Source organism: uncultured Tepidimonas sp. (genome assembly GCF_938045175.1).
Lineage (GTDB): Bacteria > Pseudomonadota > Gammaproteobacteria > Burkholderiales > Burkholderiaceae_C > Tepidimonas.
In genome coordinates this window covers 1-15,676 of record NZ_CALIND010000122.1, presented here as the reverse complement: position 1 = coordinate 15,676, position 15,676 = coordinate 1, and the positions used below count along the sequence as shown (strand labels likewise).

The following is a 15,676-nucleotide window of genomic DNA, read 5'->3' as shown; positions in this document are numbered from 1 at the left end:
CGGGACGCCCGGCTGATGCGGCGGCTGGCGGATACGCGCCGGCTGGAGGCCGAGGACGTGCGGCGTGCCAGTGACGATGTCCGCGACGTGCTGGCGCAATGGTTTGCCGCGGGCTGGTTGCACGCCGCTCGCTGAGCGCGGGGCGGACAAGTTCGGTAGCAAACGTTACGATTGCTTACACGGGTAAACCCTAGGTTGGTTCCATAATGAACGTGTTTGGTGCACGGCCGGCAACCGGTTGGTGCACACGGACCACAGGTCGTCCCCGTGCCGGCGGGGCGACGGTTGTGCAACACGGACTCCCGGTGTCCCCCGATTCGGAATCGACCTCACATGAACAAGACCGCTCTGATCGCTGCTTTGATCGCCGCCGCCAGCCTGGCTGCCTGCGGCAAGAAGGAAGAAGCCCCGGCGCCCGCGCCCGCTCCCGCCGCCGCGCCGGCCCCCGCCGACGCCGCGCAGCAGCCGGCCCAGCAGCCTGCGCAACAGCCCGCCGGCGACCAGGCCCAGCAGCCTGCCGGCGAGCAAAAGCCGCAAGAGCAAAAGCAGTGATGACATCGCCCACCGGGCCTCGGGCCGGTGGGTGGGCATCACGCGCCGGGGTGGCCCCCGGCGGCGCTCAACCGCCCTTCGGGGCGGTTTTGGTTTGACCGCCCTTCGGGGCGGTCTTCGTTTTGGGGCGTGCTCACGGTGCCAGAGCGCTCCCCTGGAGCAGTCGGCGCACCAAGGGGTGCTGCCGCGTGCGCCGGCTCACGATGGCGTGAATGTCTTCCCGCACGCCGTCACAAGCGCCGAGCGGCGCGAGACCCGGGAGCGGCCCCGTGCCGTCCAGACCCAACCGGCTGGCCGGGAACACCCCCAGGCCGCGTGCCGCGAACACCGCCATGAGGGCGCTGTCCTCGAACTCCCCGGCCACGCGCGGGCGCAGGCCGTGATCGTCCAGCCACCGGTCCAGCAAGGGACGCAGCGGCGAGTGGGGCGTCGGCAACAGGACGGGCAGGGTCTGCAGCACCCGAGGAAAGTGCCGCCGGGCATCGGCCGTGACCAGGGTCGCCGGCCCGTACCAGTCGACCGGCGAACTGGCGATGCGCTCGCTGTCGACCGGGAAGGTGGGCAGCGGCGTGGCGGGCTGGCCGGCCAGCACGAGGTCGAGGTGGTGCAGCGCCAGCTCGGCCAACAGGGCTTCGGGCTCCCCCTCGTGGCAGACCAGGTGCAGATCGGGTGTGCCGAGCAGCGGGCGGAGCAAGGCGTGCGCGGCCAGCTTGGACAGCCCGTCGGACAGGCCGACGGCCAGCCGCAGCACGGGTCGGCCGGCGGCCTCGCGGACCGCCTGCGGCAGGGCGTTGCCGATGCGGAAGATGTCGTCCGCCCGCGCAAAGGCGACGCGGCCGGCGTCGGTCAGCGCGACGGTGCGTCCGGCCGGGCGCAGCAGCTGGTGGCCCAGGGCGCGTTCGAGTTCGCGCACCTGGGCGCTGACCGTCTGCACCGCCATGTCCAGGCGCTCGGCCGCGCGGGCAAAGCCGCCTTCGCGCGCGACCATCCAAAAGTAGTACAGGTGGCGGTAGTTGAGCATCTGACGTTTCGGTTTTTTCGAACCGATTATCCGTATCGTCGGTATTTTTTTCGGACGTCGGTGTCGGCATAATCGAGGCTTTTCAGGAATATCCGACCACCGTATGGACGCTTTGCTTGCTTTTGGGGCCGCCGATTTCATGGGCAAACCCGCCTGGATCTGGGTGGTTTTCATCGCCATCGTGATCGCCCTGCTGGTCTTCGACCTGGGCGTGCTGCACCGCGAGCAGCGCGAGATCGGCGTGCGCGAGAGCCTGCTGCTGTCGGCCGGCTACATCACCGCCGGCCTGCTGTTCGGCACCTGGGTGTGGTGGTACCTGGGGGCTGAGAGCGGCATGGCCTACTTCACCGGCTTCCTGATCGAGAAGTCGCTGTCGATGGACAACGTCTTCGTGATCGCGCTGATCTTTGGCTTTCTGGGCATTCCGCGCCTGTATCAGCACCGGGTGCTGTTTTGGGGCATCCTGGGCGTGATCGTGCTGCGCGCGATCATGATCGGCCTGGGCGCGGTGCTGGTCAAGGAGTTCAGCGGGATCCTGTACGTGTTCGGCGCCTTCCTGGTCATCACGGGGGTGAAGATGTGGTTCGCTGCCGACGAGGAGCCGGACATCGCCCGCAACCCGCTGCTGAGGTTCCTGCGCAAGCGCATGCGCGTGACCGACGGGCTGCGCGGCAACGCCTTCCTGGTGCGCGAGCCGCATCCCGTGACGGGCCAACCCGTGCTGTGGGCGACGCCGCTGCTGCTCGCCCTGGTGCTGGTCGAGGCCGCCGACCTGGTCTTCGCGGTGGACTCGGTGCCCGCGATCTTCGCGATCACCGCCGACCCGTTCATCGTCTACACCAGCAACATCTTCGCGATCCTGGGGCTGCGCGCGCTGTACTTCGCGCTGGCGGCGATGATCCACCGCTTCTACTACCTGAAATTCGCTCTCGCGCTGGTGCTGGTGTTCATCGGCTCCAAGATCTTCCTTGTGGGCATCATCGGCAAGATCCCGGCCGTGATCTCGCTGTCGGTGACCTTCGGCCTGATCGCGGGCGGCGTGCTGTACTCGCTGTGGAAGACGCGCCAGGACGAGGCCGCCCGCGGTGGCCCGCACCGCGTGATGTGACGCCGGCGCGCGGGCCGGCTCAGCCCAGGCGCTTGACGAGCACCTGGCTGCGCCGGTCCCAGTTGTATTTGCGCTTGCGCGCCTCGGGCAGCCAGTCGGGCGGCACCGGCTGGAAGCCGCGCTTGAGGAACCAGTGCATGGTCCGGGTGGTCAGCACGAAGATGCTCTCCAGCCCCATCAGGCGCGCGCGTTGCTCGATGCGCTTGAGCAGCTTTTCGCCGTCACCCTGGCCCTGCGCCTGTGGTGAGACGGTGAGTGAGGCCATCTCACCTGTGCGGGCCTCGGGGTAGGGGTACAGCGCCGCGCAGCCAAAGATGACGCCGTCGTGCTCGATGATGGTGTAGTTGGCGATGTCGCGTTCGATTTCGGTGCGGCTGCGCTTGACGAGGGTACCGTCTTTCTCGAACGGCTCGATGAGCTGCAGGATCCCACCGACGTCGTCTGGGGTGGCCTCGCGCAGGCTCTCGAGCTTTTCGTCCACCACCATGGTGCCGATACCGTCGTGCACGTACACCTCCAGCAGCAGCGAGCCATCGACCGCAAACGGGATGATGTGGCTGCGCTCGACGCCACCCTTGCAGGCGCGCACGCAGTATTGCAGGTAAAAGCCCGGGTCGGTTGGCACGGTCGGCACCGGGGCTTCGGCGAGGATGCGTTCGGCATCGGCCAGCGGCAGTTCGGTGTCGATGGGGTTGTCATCGCCGGGTGGGTCGAACGGCCGCACGCGGATGCCAGGCACCTCGGTCACGAAGATCAGCTTGTCGGCCTGCAACGCCACGGCCACACTCGTGGCCACCTCTTCCATGTTGAGGTTGAACGCCTCGCCCGTGGGCGAAAAGCCAAACGGCGACAGCAGCACCAGGGCCCCCATGTCGAGCGCGCGCACGATTCCCGCGGTGTCGACCTTGCGCACCAGCCCGGAGTGCTGGAAGTCGATGCCATCGACGATGCCCACCGGTCGCGCGGTGATGAAGTTGCCCGAAATCACGCGCACCGTGGCCCCAGCCATGGGGGTGTTGGGCAACCCCATGCTGAAGGCGGCTTCGATTTCGAAGCGCAGCTGCCCGGCGGCCTCTTGGGCACAGTCCAGCGCCACCGAATCGGTGATGCGCATGCCGTTGTGGAAGCGGGCAGCGTGCCCCTTGGCGCGCAACTGCTCGTCCACCTGCGGGCGAAAGCCGTGCACCAGCACCACGCGCACGCCCATGCTCTGAATGAGCGCCAAGTCCTGTACCAAATTGGGCAGCTTGCCGGCGGCGATCGCTTCGCCAGGTACCCCGACCACGAAGGTCTGGTGGCGAAATTTGTGGATATAGGGCGCCACCGAGCGGAACCAGGGCACGAAGGTGAAGTGAAAGACGTTGGACATCGGTCGGGCGGTTGGGGTAGAGCGTGCGCAGGCGTGCGGGTGCGTGCAGGATCGGGATAATCGCGCGGTCATGCCACAGAACGAAGTGTGCCATCAGCCGGCCCGAGCGCCGGTGATCGAGTTTCCCGATACGTTACCGGTATCGGCGCGCCGCGCCGACATCGAGGCCGCGTTGCGCGAGCATCCGGTGGTCGTGGTCAGCGGCGAGACGGGGTCGGGCAAGACCACCCAACTGCCCAAGATCGCGCTGGCCATGGGCCGTGGCGGCGGCCTGGACTGGCAGTCCGGCACAGGGCGGCGCCGGCCGCTGATCGGCCACACCCAGCCCCGGCGGCTGGCCGCCACGTCGGTAGCGGCACGCATCGCGGAGGAGACCCGCACCACGCTGGGTGAGCTGGTGGGCTACCAGATTCGCTTTCACGACCGTGTGCAGCCCAGTGCCGCCATCAAGCTGATGACGGACGGCATTTTGCTGGCTGAAACCCAGCGCGATCCGCTGCTGCGCGCCTACGACACCCTGATCATCGACGAGGCGCACGAGCGCAGCCTCAACATCGATTTTTTGCTCGGGTACGTCAAGCAGCTACTGCCGCGCCGCCCGGACCTCAAGGTCATCATCACCTCGGCCACCATCGACGCCGAACGTTTCGCGCAGCACTTTGCGTCCGCGCGCGGGCCCGCCCCGATCATCCACGTCAGCGGCCGCACCTATCCGGTCGAGATCCGATGGCGCCCGTTCGAAGACAGCCGCGACTATGGGCTGAACGAGGCCATCGCGGATGCCGTGGACGAACTCTGGCGCGGCGGTGCGCACGCGGGCGATGTCCTGGTCTTTTTGCCGGGCGAGCGCGAGATACGAGACGCAGCCGACCATTTGCGCCGCCACCTGTCGCACCAGCCCGCGCTGCGCGACACCGAGGTGTTGCCTCTGTACGCCCGGCTGAGCGCCGCCGAGCAAAACCGGATTTTTCACCCCAGTGGCCGGCGGCGCGTCGTGCTGGCCACCAACGTGGCGGAGACATCGCTGACGGTGCCGGGCATTCGGTATGTGATCGACTCGGGGTTGGCCCGCGTCAAGCGCTACAGTCTGCGCAGCAAGGTCGAGCAGTTGCTCATCGAGCCCATCAGCCAGGCCGCGGCCAATCAGCGCGCGGGTCGCTGCGGCCGCGTGGCCGAGGGCATTTGCATCCGCCTATACGACGAAGCCGACTTTGCCGCGCGGCCGCGCTACACCGATCCGGAGATTCTGCGCTCATCGCTGGCAGGGGTGATCTTGCGCATGAAGGCGCTGGGTCTGGGCGATGTGGAGGCGTTTCCGTTTCTGGAGGCGCCGTCGCGACGCGCGATCGCGGACGGCTACCAGTTGCTGCAGGAGCTGGGGGCGCTGGACGAGGCGCTGGCGCTGACCCCGCTCGGACGCGAGCTGGCGCGCCTGCCGCTGGACCCGCGCGTGGGGCGCATGATTCTGGCTGCGCGCGACCGTGGCGCGCTGGCCGAGGTGCTGGTGATTGCCAGCGCGCTGAGCGTGCAGGACGTGCGCGAGCGTCCGCTGGAGGCGCAGGCCAAGGCCGACCAGGCGCATGCGGCGTTCGACGACGAACGCAGCGAGTTCGTCGGTATCCTCAAGCTGTGGGACTGGCTGGAGAAAGCTCGCGGCGGTGTGCACGCGCCGGGTGAGCCGCCGACCCACCGGCTGTCCAACCGCCAGTACGAGGCGCTGCTGCGCGAGCGCTTCGTCCACCTGCGCCGGCTGCGCGAGTGGCGTGACATCCACCAGCAACTGCACACCGTGGCCGCCGAGCATGGCTGGAAGCCCAACACCCAGCCCGCGACTTACGAGCAAATCCACCTGAGCCTGCTGGCCGGGCTGCTGGGCAACGTGGGTTGCAAGCACGAGACCGAGGACGTGTACCTGGGGGCGCGCGGCATCAAATTCGTGCCGCACCCGGGCGTGCGGCTAAAAAAACGCCCCGGGCGCTGGGTGCTGTGCGCCGAGCTGGTCGAGACCACGCGCCTGTTCGGGCGCGGCATTGCCACCATCGAGCCGCAGTGGCTGGAGGAGGTGGGCGCGCACCTGATTCGGCGCCAGGTGGGCGATCCGCACTGGGAAAAGCGCAGCGCCGAGGTCGTCGCCAGCGAGCGCGGCACACTCTACGGGCTGACGGTATACAGCCAGCGGCGGGTGTCGTTTGCCCGTATCGACCCCGTGCGCGCGCGCGAGGTCTTCATCCGCGAAGCGCTGGTGGCGGGCCTGACCGAGGATACCTGGGACACACGGTTGCCCTTTTGGTCGCACAACCGGCGCGTGCTGCGCGAGGTGCAGCAGCTCGAGCACAAAGCGCGGCGGCAGGACGTGCTGGTGGACGAGGAGCTGATTTACGCCTTCTACGACCGTCAGATTCCGGCCGACGTGTGTAGCGGGCGGGCGCTGGAGCGCTGGTGGCGTGAAGCGGCGCGTGCGCAGCCGCAGCTGCTGATGCTCAGCCGCGAGGCGCTGATGCGGCACGAGGCGGCGGGAGTGACCTCGCAGGCGTTTCCGCCCGTGCTGCGGCTGGGCGGCGTAGACTGCCGCGTGCACTACCTGCACGAGCCTGGCCACGAGCGCGACGGCGTCACGGTGGATGTGCCGCTGTTCGCGCTCAATCAGGTGTCGGCCGAGCGGGCGGAGTGGCTGGTGCCCGGGATGCTGCGCGAGAAGGTGCTGGCGCTGCTCAAGAGCCTGCCGCAAAAGCCGCGCGCGCGGCTGGTGCCGCTGCCCGAGACCGCGCAGGCGCTGGCCCAAGCCCTGTCAGCACCCGACGTTTGGGCCCGCGGCAGCCTGTTGGATGCCTTGCTGGCCCGTGTGCGCGAGCGCACGGGCTTGCCCGTGCAGCGCACGGATTTCAAGCTCGAGACGTTGCCCCCCCACTTGCTGCTCAACATCCGCGTGCTCGACGAGCACGGGCGCCAGTTGGCCATGGGCCGCGATCTGGCGGCGCTCAAAGCCCAGTGGGGGGCGCAGGCGCGCGGTGCCTTTGCGGCGCTGGCGGCGCTGCGGCTGGGCGAAGGCCCCGCCGAGCAGGCGGCAGCGGGGCGTGAACCCGACGCGCCGAGTGCTGCGACGGCGACGGCGGCGGTCACGGCCAGCGGCAGCGGTCCATCCCCGCAAGAGGCCGCGCCGACCGGGTGGGATGCCAGCACCCGCTACACGCAGTGGGCGTTTGGCACCTGGCCCGAGTTGATGGAAATCCGGCAGGGCAAGCAAACGCTGATCGGCTACCCCGCCTTGGTGGACGCGGGCGACGCGGTGACGCTGACCGTGGTGGACGAGCCCGAAGTGGCGCAAGCGCAGCACCGGCAGGGGTTGCGGCGTCTGTTTGCGCTGCAGTTGCGCGACACCCTCAAGGGGCTCGAGCGCAGCCTACCCGAGTTGCCGCGCATGGCGGTGTTGTACATGCCGCTGGGCACGCAAGAGGAGCTGCGCGCGCAGATCGTCGATGTGGCGCTGGAGCGGGCGTTTCTATCGCCGCCGTGGCCCAGTGACGAGGCGACGTTCGCCCAGCGGCTGCAGGAGGGCCGCAGCCGCTTCGTGCTGATCGCGCAGGAGGTGGCGCGGCTGGCCGCGCAGGTGCTCACCGAATGGGCAGCGGCGCAGCGCAAGTTGCGCGACGCCAAGCCGCCGGCCGCCACCGCAGCTGACGAGCAAGCGCACCTGCAACGTCTGGTGGGCAAGCGCTTTTTGCTCGAGACGCCCTGGGAGCAGTTGGTGCACCTGCCGCGCTATCTGAAAGCGGTGCAGATGCGGTTGGACAAGTGCCGCGCCGACCCAGCGCGCGATGCGGCCCGCATGAGCGAATTGCACCCGCACGAGCAGCGCTTCTGGTGCCTGGTGGCCGAGCGCAAGGGCCGAATCGAGGGCCGGCTGGCCGAGCTGCGCTGGATGTTGGAGGAGTGGCGCGTCAGCCTGTTTGCCCAAGAGCTGCGCACACCGTACCCGGTGAGCGCCAAGCGGCTGGACAAGGTGTGGGCACAGATCGGCACCAACCCGTAGCGCTGCCGCTGCGGGGCGCACGCGACACGGGCGTCACAGCCGCGCCAGCCGTTGCAGGGCCGCGTCCAGCGTCTCGTCGCGTTTGGCAAAGCAAAAACGCACCAGCCCCTGGTTGCGCCCGTCGCCGTAGAAGGCCGACAGCGGAATCGCGGCCACCCCCACCTCACGCGTGAGCCACTCGCAAAAGGCGGCCTCGTCCAGTTGGCGCTCGGGCACGGCCAACGCCTGGTAGTCCACGCACTGGAAGTAGGTGCCCTCGCACGGCAGCAGCGCAAAGCGCGTGCGCGCCAGCCCCGCGCGGAAGCGGTCGCGCTTGGCCTGGTAGAAGGCACTCAACCCCAGGTACGGCGCCGGATCGGCGAGGTAGGCCGCCAGGCCGTGCTGCATCGGGGTGTTGACGGTAAAGACGTTGAACTGGTGCACCTTGCGGAACTCGGCCATCAGCGGCTCGGGCGCGAGCGCGTAGCCAACCTTCCAGCCGGTGACGTGATAGGTCTTGCCAAAGCTGGAGACGATGAGCGTGCGCGCCGCCAGTCCGGCGTGGGTGGCCAGGCTGTGGTGCGCCTGTCCGTCGTACACCATGTGCTCGTACACCTCGTCGCTGACGATCCAGGTGTCGGTGCCCTCGACGCAGGCCCACAGGCGCTGCAGGTCGTCGGCGCGCCACACGGTGCCGCTGGGGTTGTGCGGCGTGTTGACGATGATGGCCCGGGTGCGCGGGGTGAGCGCGGCGGCCAGGCGGTCGAAATCGGGCCGCAGCGTCCCGGCCGCGAGCGACACCCGCACCGGCGTGCCGCCGGCCAGTTCGATCGCGGGCACGTAGCTGTCGTAACACGGCTCGAGCACGACCACTTCGTCGCCGGGGTGCACCAGCGCGAGGATGGCGGTCAGCAGCGCCTGTGTGGCGCCCGTCGTCACCGTGATCTCGCTGGTCGGGTTGTAGCGGCGGCCATACAGCGCCTCGACCTTGCGCGCAATGCCCTCGCGCAGCGCGGGCACACCCGTCATCGGCGGGTACTGGTTGCGGCCCGCCTGCATGGCCTCGGTGACAGCCTGGGGCAGGCGGGGGTCGCAGTCGAAGTCGGGGAACCCCTGACCCAGGTTGACCGCGCCGCACTCCTGCGCCAGCGCGGACATGACGGTAAAGATGGTGGTGCCGACGTGGGGCAGCCGACTGGCCAGCGCAGGGGAGCGGGGCGGTGGGGAAAGCGGTGCGGTGTTCATGGTCGCGGGGGCGTCGGGCGTCAGAGCTGGTCGTCGTGGCCGCCACCTTCCATCGCGCGCAGGATCAGGTCGCGCGAGAGGCGGTCACTCAGGAATTCGGCAAAGCGCAGCACGAACTGGCGCAAGTAAGCGCCACGTTTGAAAGCCACCCGCGCCACGTTGTGCCCGAACAAGTAGCCCGCAGGGCGGGCGATCAGCTCGGGCGTGCGTTCGTCACCCTGCACCGCCATTTCGGCCACGATGCCCACGCCCATGCCGAGTTTGACGTAGGTTTTGATGACGTCCGAGTCGATCGCCTCCAGCACGATCTGGGGGCTCAAGCCCCGTTGCGCGAAGGCGTGGTCGATGCGCGTGCGGCCGGTGAACGTCGGGTGGTAGGTGATCAGCGGGTATGCAGCCAGGTCTTCCAGGCCGATGCGCTCGCGCTCGAGCAGCGGGTGGCCGGGTGGCAGCACCAGCGCGTGCTGCCACTCATAACAGGGCAGAGTGACGAGGTCGTCGTATTGGGAGAGCGACTCGGTGGCGATGCCGATGTCGGCTGCGTCTTCCAGCACCCAGCGTGCCACCTGATCGGGCGCGCCCTGGTGCAGCGTCACCGCCACCTTGGGATACGCCTGGCGCAGGCGCGCCACCGCCGGCGGCAGCACGTAGCGCGCTTGGGTGTGGGTGGTGGCGATCGACAGCGTGCCGCTGTCCTGGGCGGCGTACTCGTTGCCGATACGCTTGAGGTTTTGCACTTCGCGCAGGATGATCTCGATGCTGCGCACCACGTGCTGGCCAGGCTCGGTCAGCCGCTTGATGCGTTTGCCGTGGCGGGCAAAGATATCGATGCCGAGTTCGTCCTCCAGCTCGAGGATGGCCTTGGATACCCCGGGCTGTGAGGTGTGGAGCGCGCGCGCCGCCTCGGTCAGGTTGAGGTTGCGTCGCACGGCCTCCAGCACGAAGCGAAACTGATGCAGATTCACGGCAGTTGGACTCCTCAGCGTCAGCGACGCAGCACCAGCCACGCAAACGCTGCCAGCGACAGCAGCGAATACAGCGCCGATGGTGCTGCGGCGGCCAGCCACGGCTGCCAGCCCTGCAGGTTGCCGATGTGGCCGAACACGCTGTTGACCAAAAAGAAGCTGATGCCGATCAGGATGCCGGCAAAGACGTACGCCGACAGGCCCTGGTCGCGGAAATGTAGGTAGGCGAACGGGAGTGCCAACACCACCATCACCACGCAGCTCAAGGGGTAGAACAGTTTGCGCCAGAACTCGATTTCATAGCGCTGCGTGGTCTGCTCGTTGGCCTGCAAGTGTTGCACATACTGAAACAGATCCAGCGTGCGCATGCGCTCGGGCTTGAGCAAGGCGACGGTGAGCATGTCGGCGCTCAGTGTCGAGGGCCAGTCCAGCATGGGCAGGGTCTCGCGCAAGGTGCGCTGCGGGTCATCGAAGCGCTGCCGCTCGACGTCACGCAGCCGCCAAACCCCCGCCTCGGCGTCGATCGAGCCACTGGCCGCACGCACCGTCTGTTGCACGCGCCCGCGGTCGTCGAAGACAAAGAGCCGAATGCCCTGCAATTCGCCGTTGGGGGCGAGGGCACGCACGTTGACCGAGGTGTGGGTGCCCTCTGCGCGCTCGCGCAGCCAGGCGCCCGTCTGGCCGATGCTGATACCACCGCGGAACTGTGCTTTGAACAACTGCGCCTGCCGCTCGGCCCAAGGGGCGACGTAGTCGCCCACGGCAAAGGTCACGAGCGCAAACAGCACCCCCAGCAACGCCACCAGGCGCAGCGCGAGCCCTGGCCCCAGTCCGCTGGTGCGCAACACGGTGAATTCCGACCCTTGCGCCAGCCGTGCCAGCGCGTAGACGGTGCCGATCAGCACCGCGATGGGCATCAGCTCGTACAGGCGGCTCGGCAGTAGCAGCGCCACGTGCAGCAGCGCATCGGCGATCGTGTAGCGCTCGCCCGGCTGCAGCAGCGATGGCCGCCCCAGCCCCGACAGCTCATCGATCAGGTCGAAAAACGAAAACAGCGCGAGAAATGCCAGCAGCACGAAGGCCACCGCGGTCAGGATCTCGCCGTAGACGAGGCGGCGCACCGTCTTCATGCCGCCGCCTCCGCCAGGCGCGCGCGCCGCAGGCGTAGCCACCAGGGCTGCTCGCGGTGCGCCATCCACAGCAGCGCGCCCAGCGCCACCCCCCCGTGCAACACCGCCATGAAGGCCAGCGCGCCGACGCGCTCACGCGCAATCCAGTCCTTGCCCACGCCCAGCAGGTTGTAGTAGGTCACGAAGGCGAGCAGCATGAACAACAAGTTGCCGCTCTTGCCGACCCGGGGGTTGGCGGCCGCCACTGCCACCGCCAGCAGCACCAGGTTGATGGCGCTCAGCAGTAGCCCGGCGCGCCAGGCCAGCTCGCCGCGGCTGCCCGCCGATCCGTCGCGGATCAAGGCCAGCGTCGGCTGGGCGCTGCGTCGGCCGCTGTCGCCGCTGGCCGCCCCGCCGGTGCGCACGCGCACCCAGTATGACTCGAATTCACTGATTTGCAGCCCGTCGGTCTGGTGGGCCGGGGGCTGCCACAGCCGCTGGCCGTCGCGCAGCACCAGGTAGGTGACGCCGTCCTCGACCACGATGCGCCCGCTGCGGGCCGAGACGATGGTCTCGCTGCCGTCGGGCTCGGTGCTGGCGATGAAGACGTTGCGCCCCTCGCGGACCGCCGACGCACCGGTGCCCGCATCACCGCCCGTGGGCGGGTCGCGGTCGATGAAAAATACCCGGCGTCCGCCGCTGGATTCCTGAAACTGGCCCGGCGCCACGCGGTCCAGGTCGCCGCGTTGTTCGTAGCGGCTGCGCAGCTCGTCACGCTGCTGCTGGGCCCAGGGTGCCACGAGCGCCGTCAGGACCCCCACCGCCAGCCACACCGGCCACGCAAAGCGCACCACGGGGACCAAAAAGCGTGCCAGCCCCACGCCGCTCATGTGCCAAATGACCATCTCGCTGTCGCGGTACATGCGCGACAGCGTCCCCACCACGGCCACGAACAGCGCCACCGTCAGCACCGGCCCCAGCTGGCCCAACATGCCATAGGTCAAGAACAGGGCCAGCGCCTGCGGGTCCACTTCGCCCCGGCTGGCTTGGCCAAGGGTGCGCACCGTCAGCATCGTGACGACGACGGTCAGCATCACCACCAGCGCGGCGCCAAAGCCGCGGGCGAGCTCGCGGCGGATCGTGGATTCGAATAACATCGATGGCAGATCTCGAGGACACCCCGCATTATGGACTTCCAACTACAGACCCTCACTCGACACCAGGCCGCATCGATGGATGCCGACGCCTTGCTCGTGTTGTGGCCCGATGCCGCCGACGACGCCGACGTGGCGCAGGTCGATGTGCTGTCGGCCTGGGCGCGCCAGGCGCTGGCCGACGGCGACCTGGCACGCGAGCCGGGCCAATGGCTGGCTGCGCACCGCCTGCCGGGCGTGCGCCCGCGGCGCGTAGTGCTGGTGCGCTGCGGCGATGGCAGCGCGCGCCGTGTGCGGCAGGCGGTGGCCGCCGCCTGGGGCGCGATCAAAGCTGGCGCGCCCGTGCGTTCGCTGCTGTTGCACGCCGGTGGCCTGTCGTTGGCCGCGTTGCAGGCGGCCGTGCAAGCGCTGGCGGCGGCATCGTATCGCTACACGACGACGCTGTCGGCGCCGAAGGCGCGCACGCTGGCGAGCGTGACCGTTGGCGTCGACGACGCACGGCCGGCGCGCGCCGCCTTCGACGAAGCGGTGGCCATCGTTCATGGTCAGGAGCTGGCCAAGGAGTGGGCCAACCGGCCCGCCAACCATGCCACGCCGACCGCCTTGGCCGACGCCGCGCGGGCGCTGCAGGGCCGGGGCATCGACGTAGAAGTCCTCGGGCCCAAAGAAGTGGCCAAGCTCGGCATGGGGGCGTTTTTGGCCGTGGCGCAGGGCTCGGAGCAGCCGTTGCGTTTCATCATCTTGCGCTACCGCGGGGCGGCGAAGGCGCAGGCACCCGTGGTGCTCGTCGGCAAGGGCATCACCTTCGACACCGGCGGCATCTCGCTCAAGCCCGCGGCCGAGATGGACGAGATGAAATTCGACATGAGCGGGGCCGCCAGTGTGCTGGGCACGTTCGAGGTGCTGGCGCGCTTGCGCCCGGCCATCAACGTCGTGGGACTGATTCCCGCCTGCGAGAACATGCCCAGCGGGCGCGCCGTCAAACCCGGGGACGTCGTGCGCAGCCTCAGCGGGCAGACGATCGAAATCCTCAACACCGATGCCGAGGGGCGGCTGATCCTGTGTGACGCCTTGACGTATGCGCAGCGCTTCCAGCCGCGCGCCATCATCGACGTCGCGACCCTGACCGGGGCTTGCGTCATCGCCCTGGGGCATGTGCGCACGGGGGTATTTGCCAGCGATGACGCGCTGGCCGAGGCGCTGCTGCGGGCCGGCGAGGCAGCCGGCGACGTGGGCTGGCGCCTGCCGCTCGACGATGAGTACGCCGAGGCGTTGCAGTCGTCGTTTGCCGACGTGGCGAACGTAGGCGGGCGCCCTGCGGGCGCGGTGACGGCGGCCAAGTTTCTGCAGCGCTTCGTCGGCACCACGCCCTGGGCGCACCTGGACATCGCCGGCACGGCCTGGAAAAGCGGCAAGGACAAAGGCGCCACGGGGCGGCCCGTGCCGTTGTTGGCGCGCTACTTGCTCGACGAGGCAGCGCGGGGCGCGCCCGATGCCGCCGTGCCGGCCCGCCGGCGCGGTGGCCGGCGTACCGGTTGACCGGAGGCCAATGCGATGGACGTGGCGTTTCACCTCAACGTGCCGGCGGCCTGGCCGCAGCGCAGCGCCTACCTGTGCCGCCTGCTGGCCAAAGCCTATGAAGCAGGGGTGCGCGTGTGGGTGGTGGTGGCGCCCGACGAGGTGACGGCCCTCGACCAGGCTTTATGGACGTTGCCCGCGGATGATTTCGTGCCCCACGTGTGCGCCGATGCGCCGCCGGTGCTGCGCCAGCGCGCCCCGATCGTGATCGCGGCGCCCACCGATACCGTGGAGGGGGAGCGCGCCGTGCTTGTCAACGCGCAGCCGCAGTGGCCGGCAGTGCTGGATGCGCCGCGTGGATGGGCGCGCGTGGTGGAGGTGGTCTCCACCGACGAGGACGACAAGGCGGCGGCGCGTCAACGCTGGCGCCGCTACCAGGCCATGGGGTGCACGCTGGTGGCACACGACCGTTTGCGGCGCGCCGCCAGCGCACCGGCGGAGGCACCATCGTGACGCCGCCGGGGCGCCAGCCGCCGCCCGTCGTACCGACGCTGACCGACGTCGTCCCGCACCTCTCGGATGCGGCCGCACCGCTGGTGGGCGACGGGCAGCCGCCAGTGGGCGAGGCCTCGGCCCTGGTTGTCTCGCGTGGGGTATCAGAGCCAGACCCCGCGCTGGTCGACGAGCTGACCGACCGCGTCATGGCGGCTCTGTTGCCGCGGCTGCAGGCACGCGTTGCCGAGGCGCTACAGGCCTGGGTCCTCGCCCAGTTGGAGACAGGTGCGCGCACCATTGCCGATGCCGTGCGCGACGAAATCGCCCAAGACGTGCGACGAGCCATCGTCAGCGCATTAGGGACAACCCGTAGATGACGGGGCAGACCCTACCCCCGAGCGGATAGGGCGGTTGTTTTTCGTGTATCGTAAAGGCCTGCGCGAAAAGTTCCGTGTTGCGCAATCCGTTCAACCGTTTTTTGACAAGGGTCACCATGCAACTGCAATACAAACTGGCCATCGTCGCTGCCGCTGCCATCGCCCTGGCTGCCTGCGGCAAGAAGGAAGAAGCCAAACCCGCCGCCACCTCTCAAGGTCCTGCGGTCGAACAATTGGTCGTCAAGATCGGTCACGTCGGTCCCACCAGTGGTCCCATCGCCCACCTGGGCAAGGATAACGAAAACGGTGCCCGCATGGCCATCGAGGAGCTCAACGCGGCGGGTATCCAGATCGAAGGCAAGCCGGTCAAGTTCGAGCTGCTGGCCGAAGACGATGCGGCGGATCCGAAGCAAGGGACGGCGGCGGCCCAGAAGCTGGTCGACGCCAAGGTCAACGGTGTGATCGGCCACCTCAACAGTGGCACCACCATCCCCGCGTCGCAGATTTACAACGCCGCGGGCATCCCGCAGATCTCGCCGTCGGCGACCAACCCCAAGTACACCCGCCAGGGTTTCAACAACGTTTTCCGCATGGTGGCGGATGACACGCACCTGGGCGGCACGCTGGGTCGCTATGCGGTTGAGAAGCTCGGCGCCAAGAAGATCGCCGTCATCGACGACCGCACCGCCTACGGCCAGGGCGTGGCCGACGAGTTCGAAAAAGGCGTCAAGGCCGCTGGCGGTGAAATCGTCGA

Annotated in this window: 13 protein-coding genes; 7 read left to right on the top strand and 6 right to left on the bottom strand. The window is 68.7% G+C overall.

Translation table 11 applies throughout. The annotated features are described in order from the left end of the window. Positions 1-333 precede the first annotated feature (333 nt). Positions 334-552 carry a hypothetical protein gene (locus Q0716_RS06395; protein WP_299021026.1) on the top strand — a complete coding sequence of 73 codons (219 nt, stop codon included), beginning with the start codon at positions 334-336 and terminating at the stop codon, positions 550-552. Between the two features lie 133 nt (positions 553-685). On the opposite strand, the gene Q0716_RS06390 is transcribed toward Q0716_RS06395, so the two are convergent. Next, on the bottom strand, positions 686-1,573 hold the full coding sequence (locus tag Q0716_RS06390) for a LysR family transcriptional regulator (protein ID WP_043701812.1): 888 nt from the start codon (positions 1,571-1,573) through the stop codon (positions 686-688). A 103-nt stretch (positions 1,574-1,676) separates the two neighbouring features. On the opposite strand from Q0716_RS06390, the gene Q0716_RS06385 reads away from it, so the two are divergent. After that, positions 1,677-2,681 (top strand): TerC family protein, encoded by a 1,005-nt coding sequence (locus tag Q0716_RS06385; RefSeq protein ID WP_299021012.1) that lies wholly within the window; start codon positions 1,677-1,679, stop codon positions 2,679-2,681. 19 nt (positions 2,682-2,700) lie between these two features. Here the strand turns inward: Q0716_RS06385 and argA are convergent, their stop codons facing one another. Next, entirely contained in the window at positions 2,701-4,050 is a 1,350-nt protein-coding gene (gene argA, locus Q0716_RS06380; protein ID WP_299021009.1) for an amino-acid N-acetyltransferase, read from the bottom strand. Positions 4,051-4,120: 70 nt separating this feature from the next. Here argA and hrpA point away from each other — a divergent pair, with 70 nt between their 5' ends. Next, entirely contained in the window at positions 4,121-8,080 is a 3,960-nt protein-coding gene (gene hrpA / locus Q0716_RS06375) for an ATP-dependent RNA helicase HrpA (RefSeq protein ID WP_299021007.1), read from the top strand. A 33-nt stretch (positions 8,081-8,113) separates the two neighbouring features. Here hrpA and Q0716_RS06370 read toward each other — a convergent pair whose 3' ends face one another. The 4 genes from Q0716_RS06370 to lptF are packed head-to-tail and all read right to left on the bottom strand — an operon-like array spanning position 8,114 to position 12,535. Then, a complete protein-coding gene (locus Q0716_RS06370; protein WP_299021002.1) occupies positions 8,114-9,304 on the bottom strand; it encodes a pyridoxal phosphate-dependent aminotransferase in 1,191 nt (396 codons plus the stop codon). A 20-nt stretch (positions 9,305-9,324) separates the two neighbouring features. Then, on the bottom strand, positions 9,325-10,269 hold the full coding sequence (locus tag Q0716_RS06365; protein ID WP_299020997.1) for a CysB family HTH-type transcriptional regulator: 945 nt from the start codon (positions 10,267-10,269) through the stop codon (positions 9,325-9,327). 20 nt (positions 10,270-10,289) lie between these two features. Then, positions 10,290-11,399: an LPS export ABC transporter permease LptG gene (gene lptG, locus Q0716_RS06360; RefSeq protein ID WP_299020991.1), complete on the bottom strand. Its 1,110-nt coding sequence runs from the start codon at positions 11,397-11,399 to the stop codon at positions 10,290-10,292. After that, the gene (gene lptF, locus Q0716_RS06355) at positions 11,396-12,535 is read right to left on the bottom strand and encodes an LPS export ABC transporter permease LptF (RefSeq protein WP_299020987.1); all 1,140 of its coding nucleotides are present in this window, start codon (positions 12,533-12,535) and stop codon (positions 11,396-11,398) included. The genes lptG and lptF overlap by 4 nt, the downstream gene beginning before the upstream one ends. 30 nt (positions 12,536-12,565) lie before the next feature. On the opposite strand from lptF, the gene Q0716_RS06350 reads away from it, so the two are divergent. From Q0716_RS06350 to Q0716_RS06335, 4 genes are all read left to right on the top strand, one after another. Continuing rightward, a complete protein-coding gene (locus Q0716_RS06350) occupies positions 12,566-14,071 on the top strand; it encodes a leucyl aminopeptidase (protein ID WP_299020984.1) in 1,506 nt (501 codons plus the stop codon). 15 nt (positions 14,072-14,086) lie between these two features. Then, complete coding sequence (locus tag Q0716_RS06345; protein ID WP_299020981.1) at positions 14,087-14,563, top strand: DNA polymerase III subunit chi; 477 nt, start codon at positions 14,087-14,089, stop codon at positions 14,561-14,563. After that, positions 14,560-14,922, top strand: a complete 363-nt coding sequence (locus Q0716_RS06340) for a hypothetical protein (RefSeq protein ID WP_299020975.1) — start codon at positions 14,560-14,562, stop codon at positions 14,920-14,922. The genes Q0716_RS06345 and Q0716_RS06340 overlap by 4 nt, the downstream gene beginning before the upstream one ends. Positions 14,923-15,038: 116 nt before the next feature. Continuing rightward, on the top strand, positions 15,039-15,676 hold a 638-nt coding region (locus Q0716_RS06335; protein WP_299020973.1), incomplete at its 3' end, for a branched-chain amino acid ABC transporter substrate-binding protein.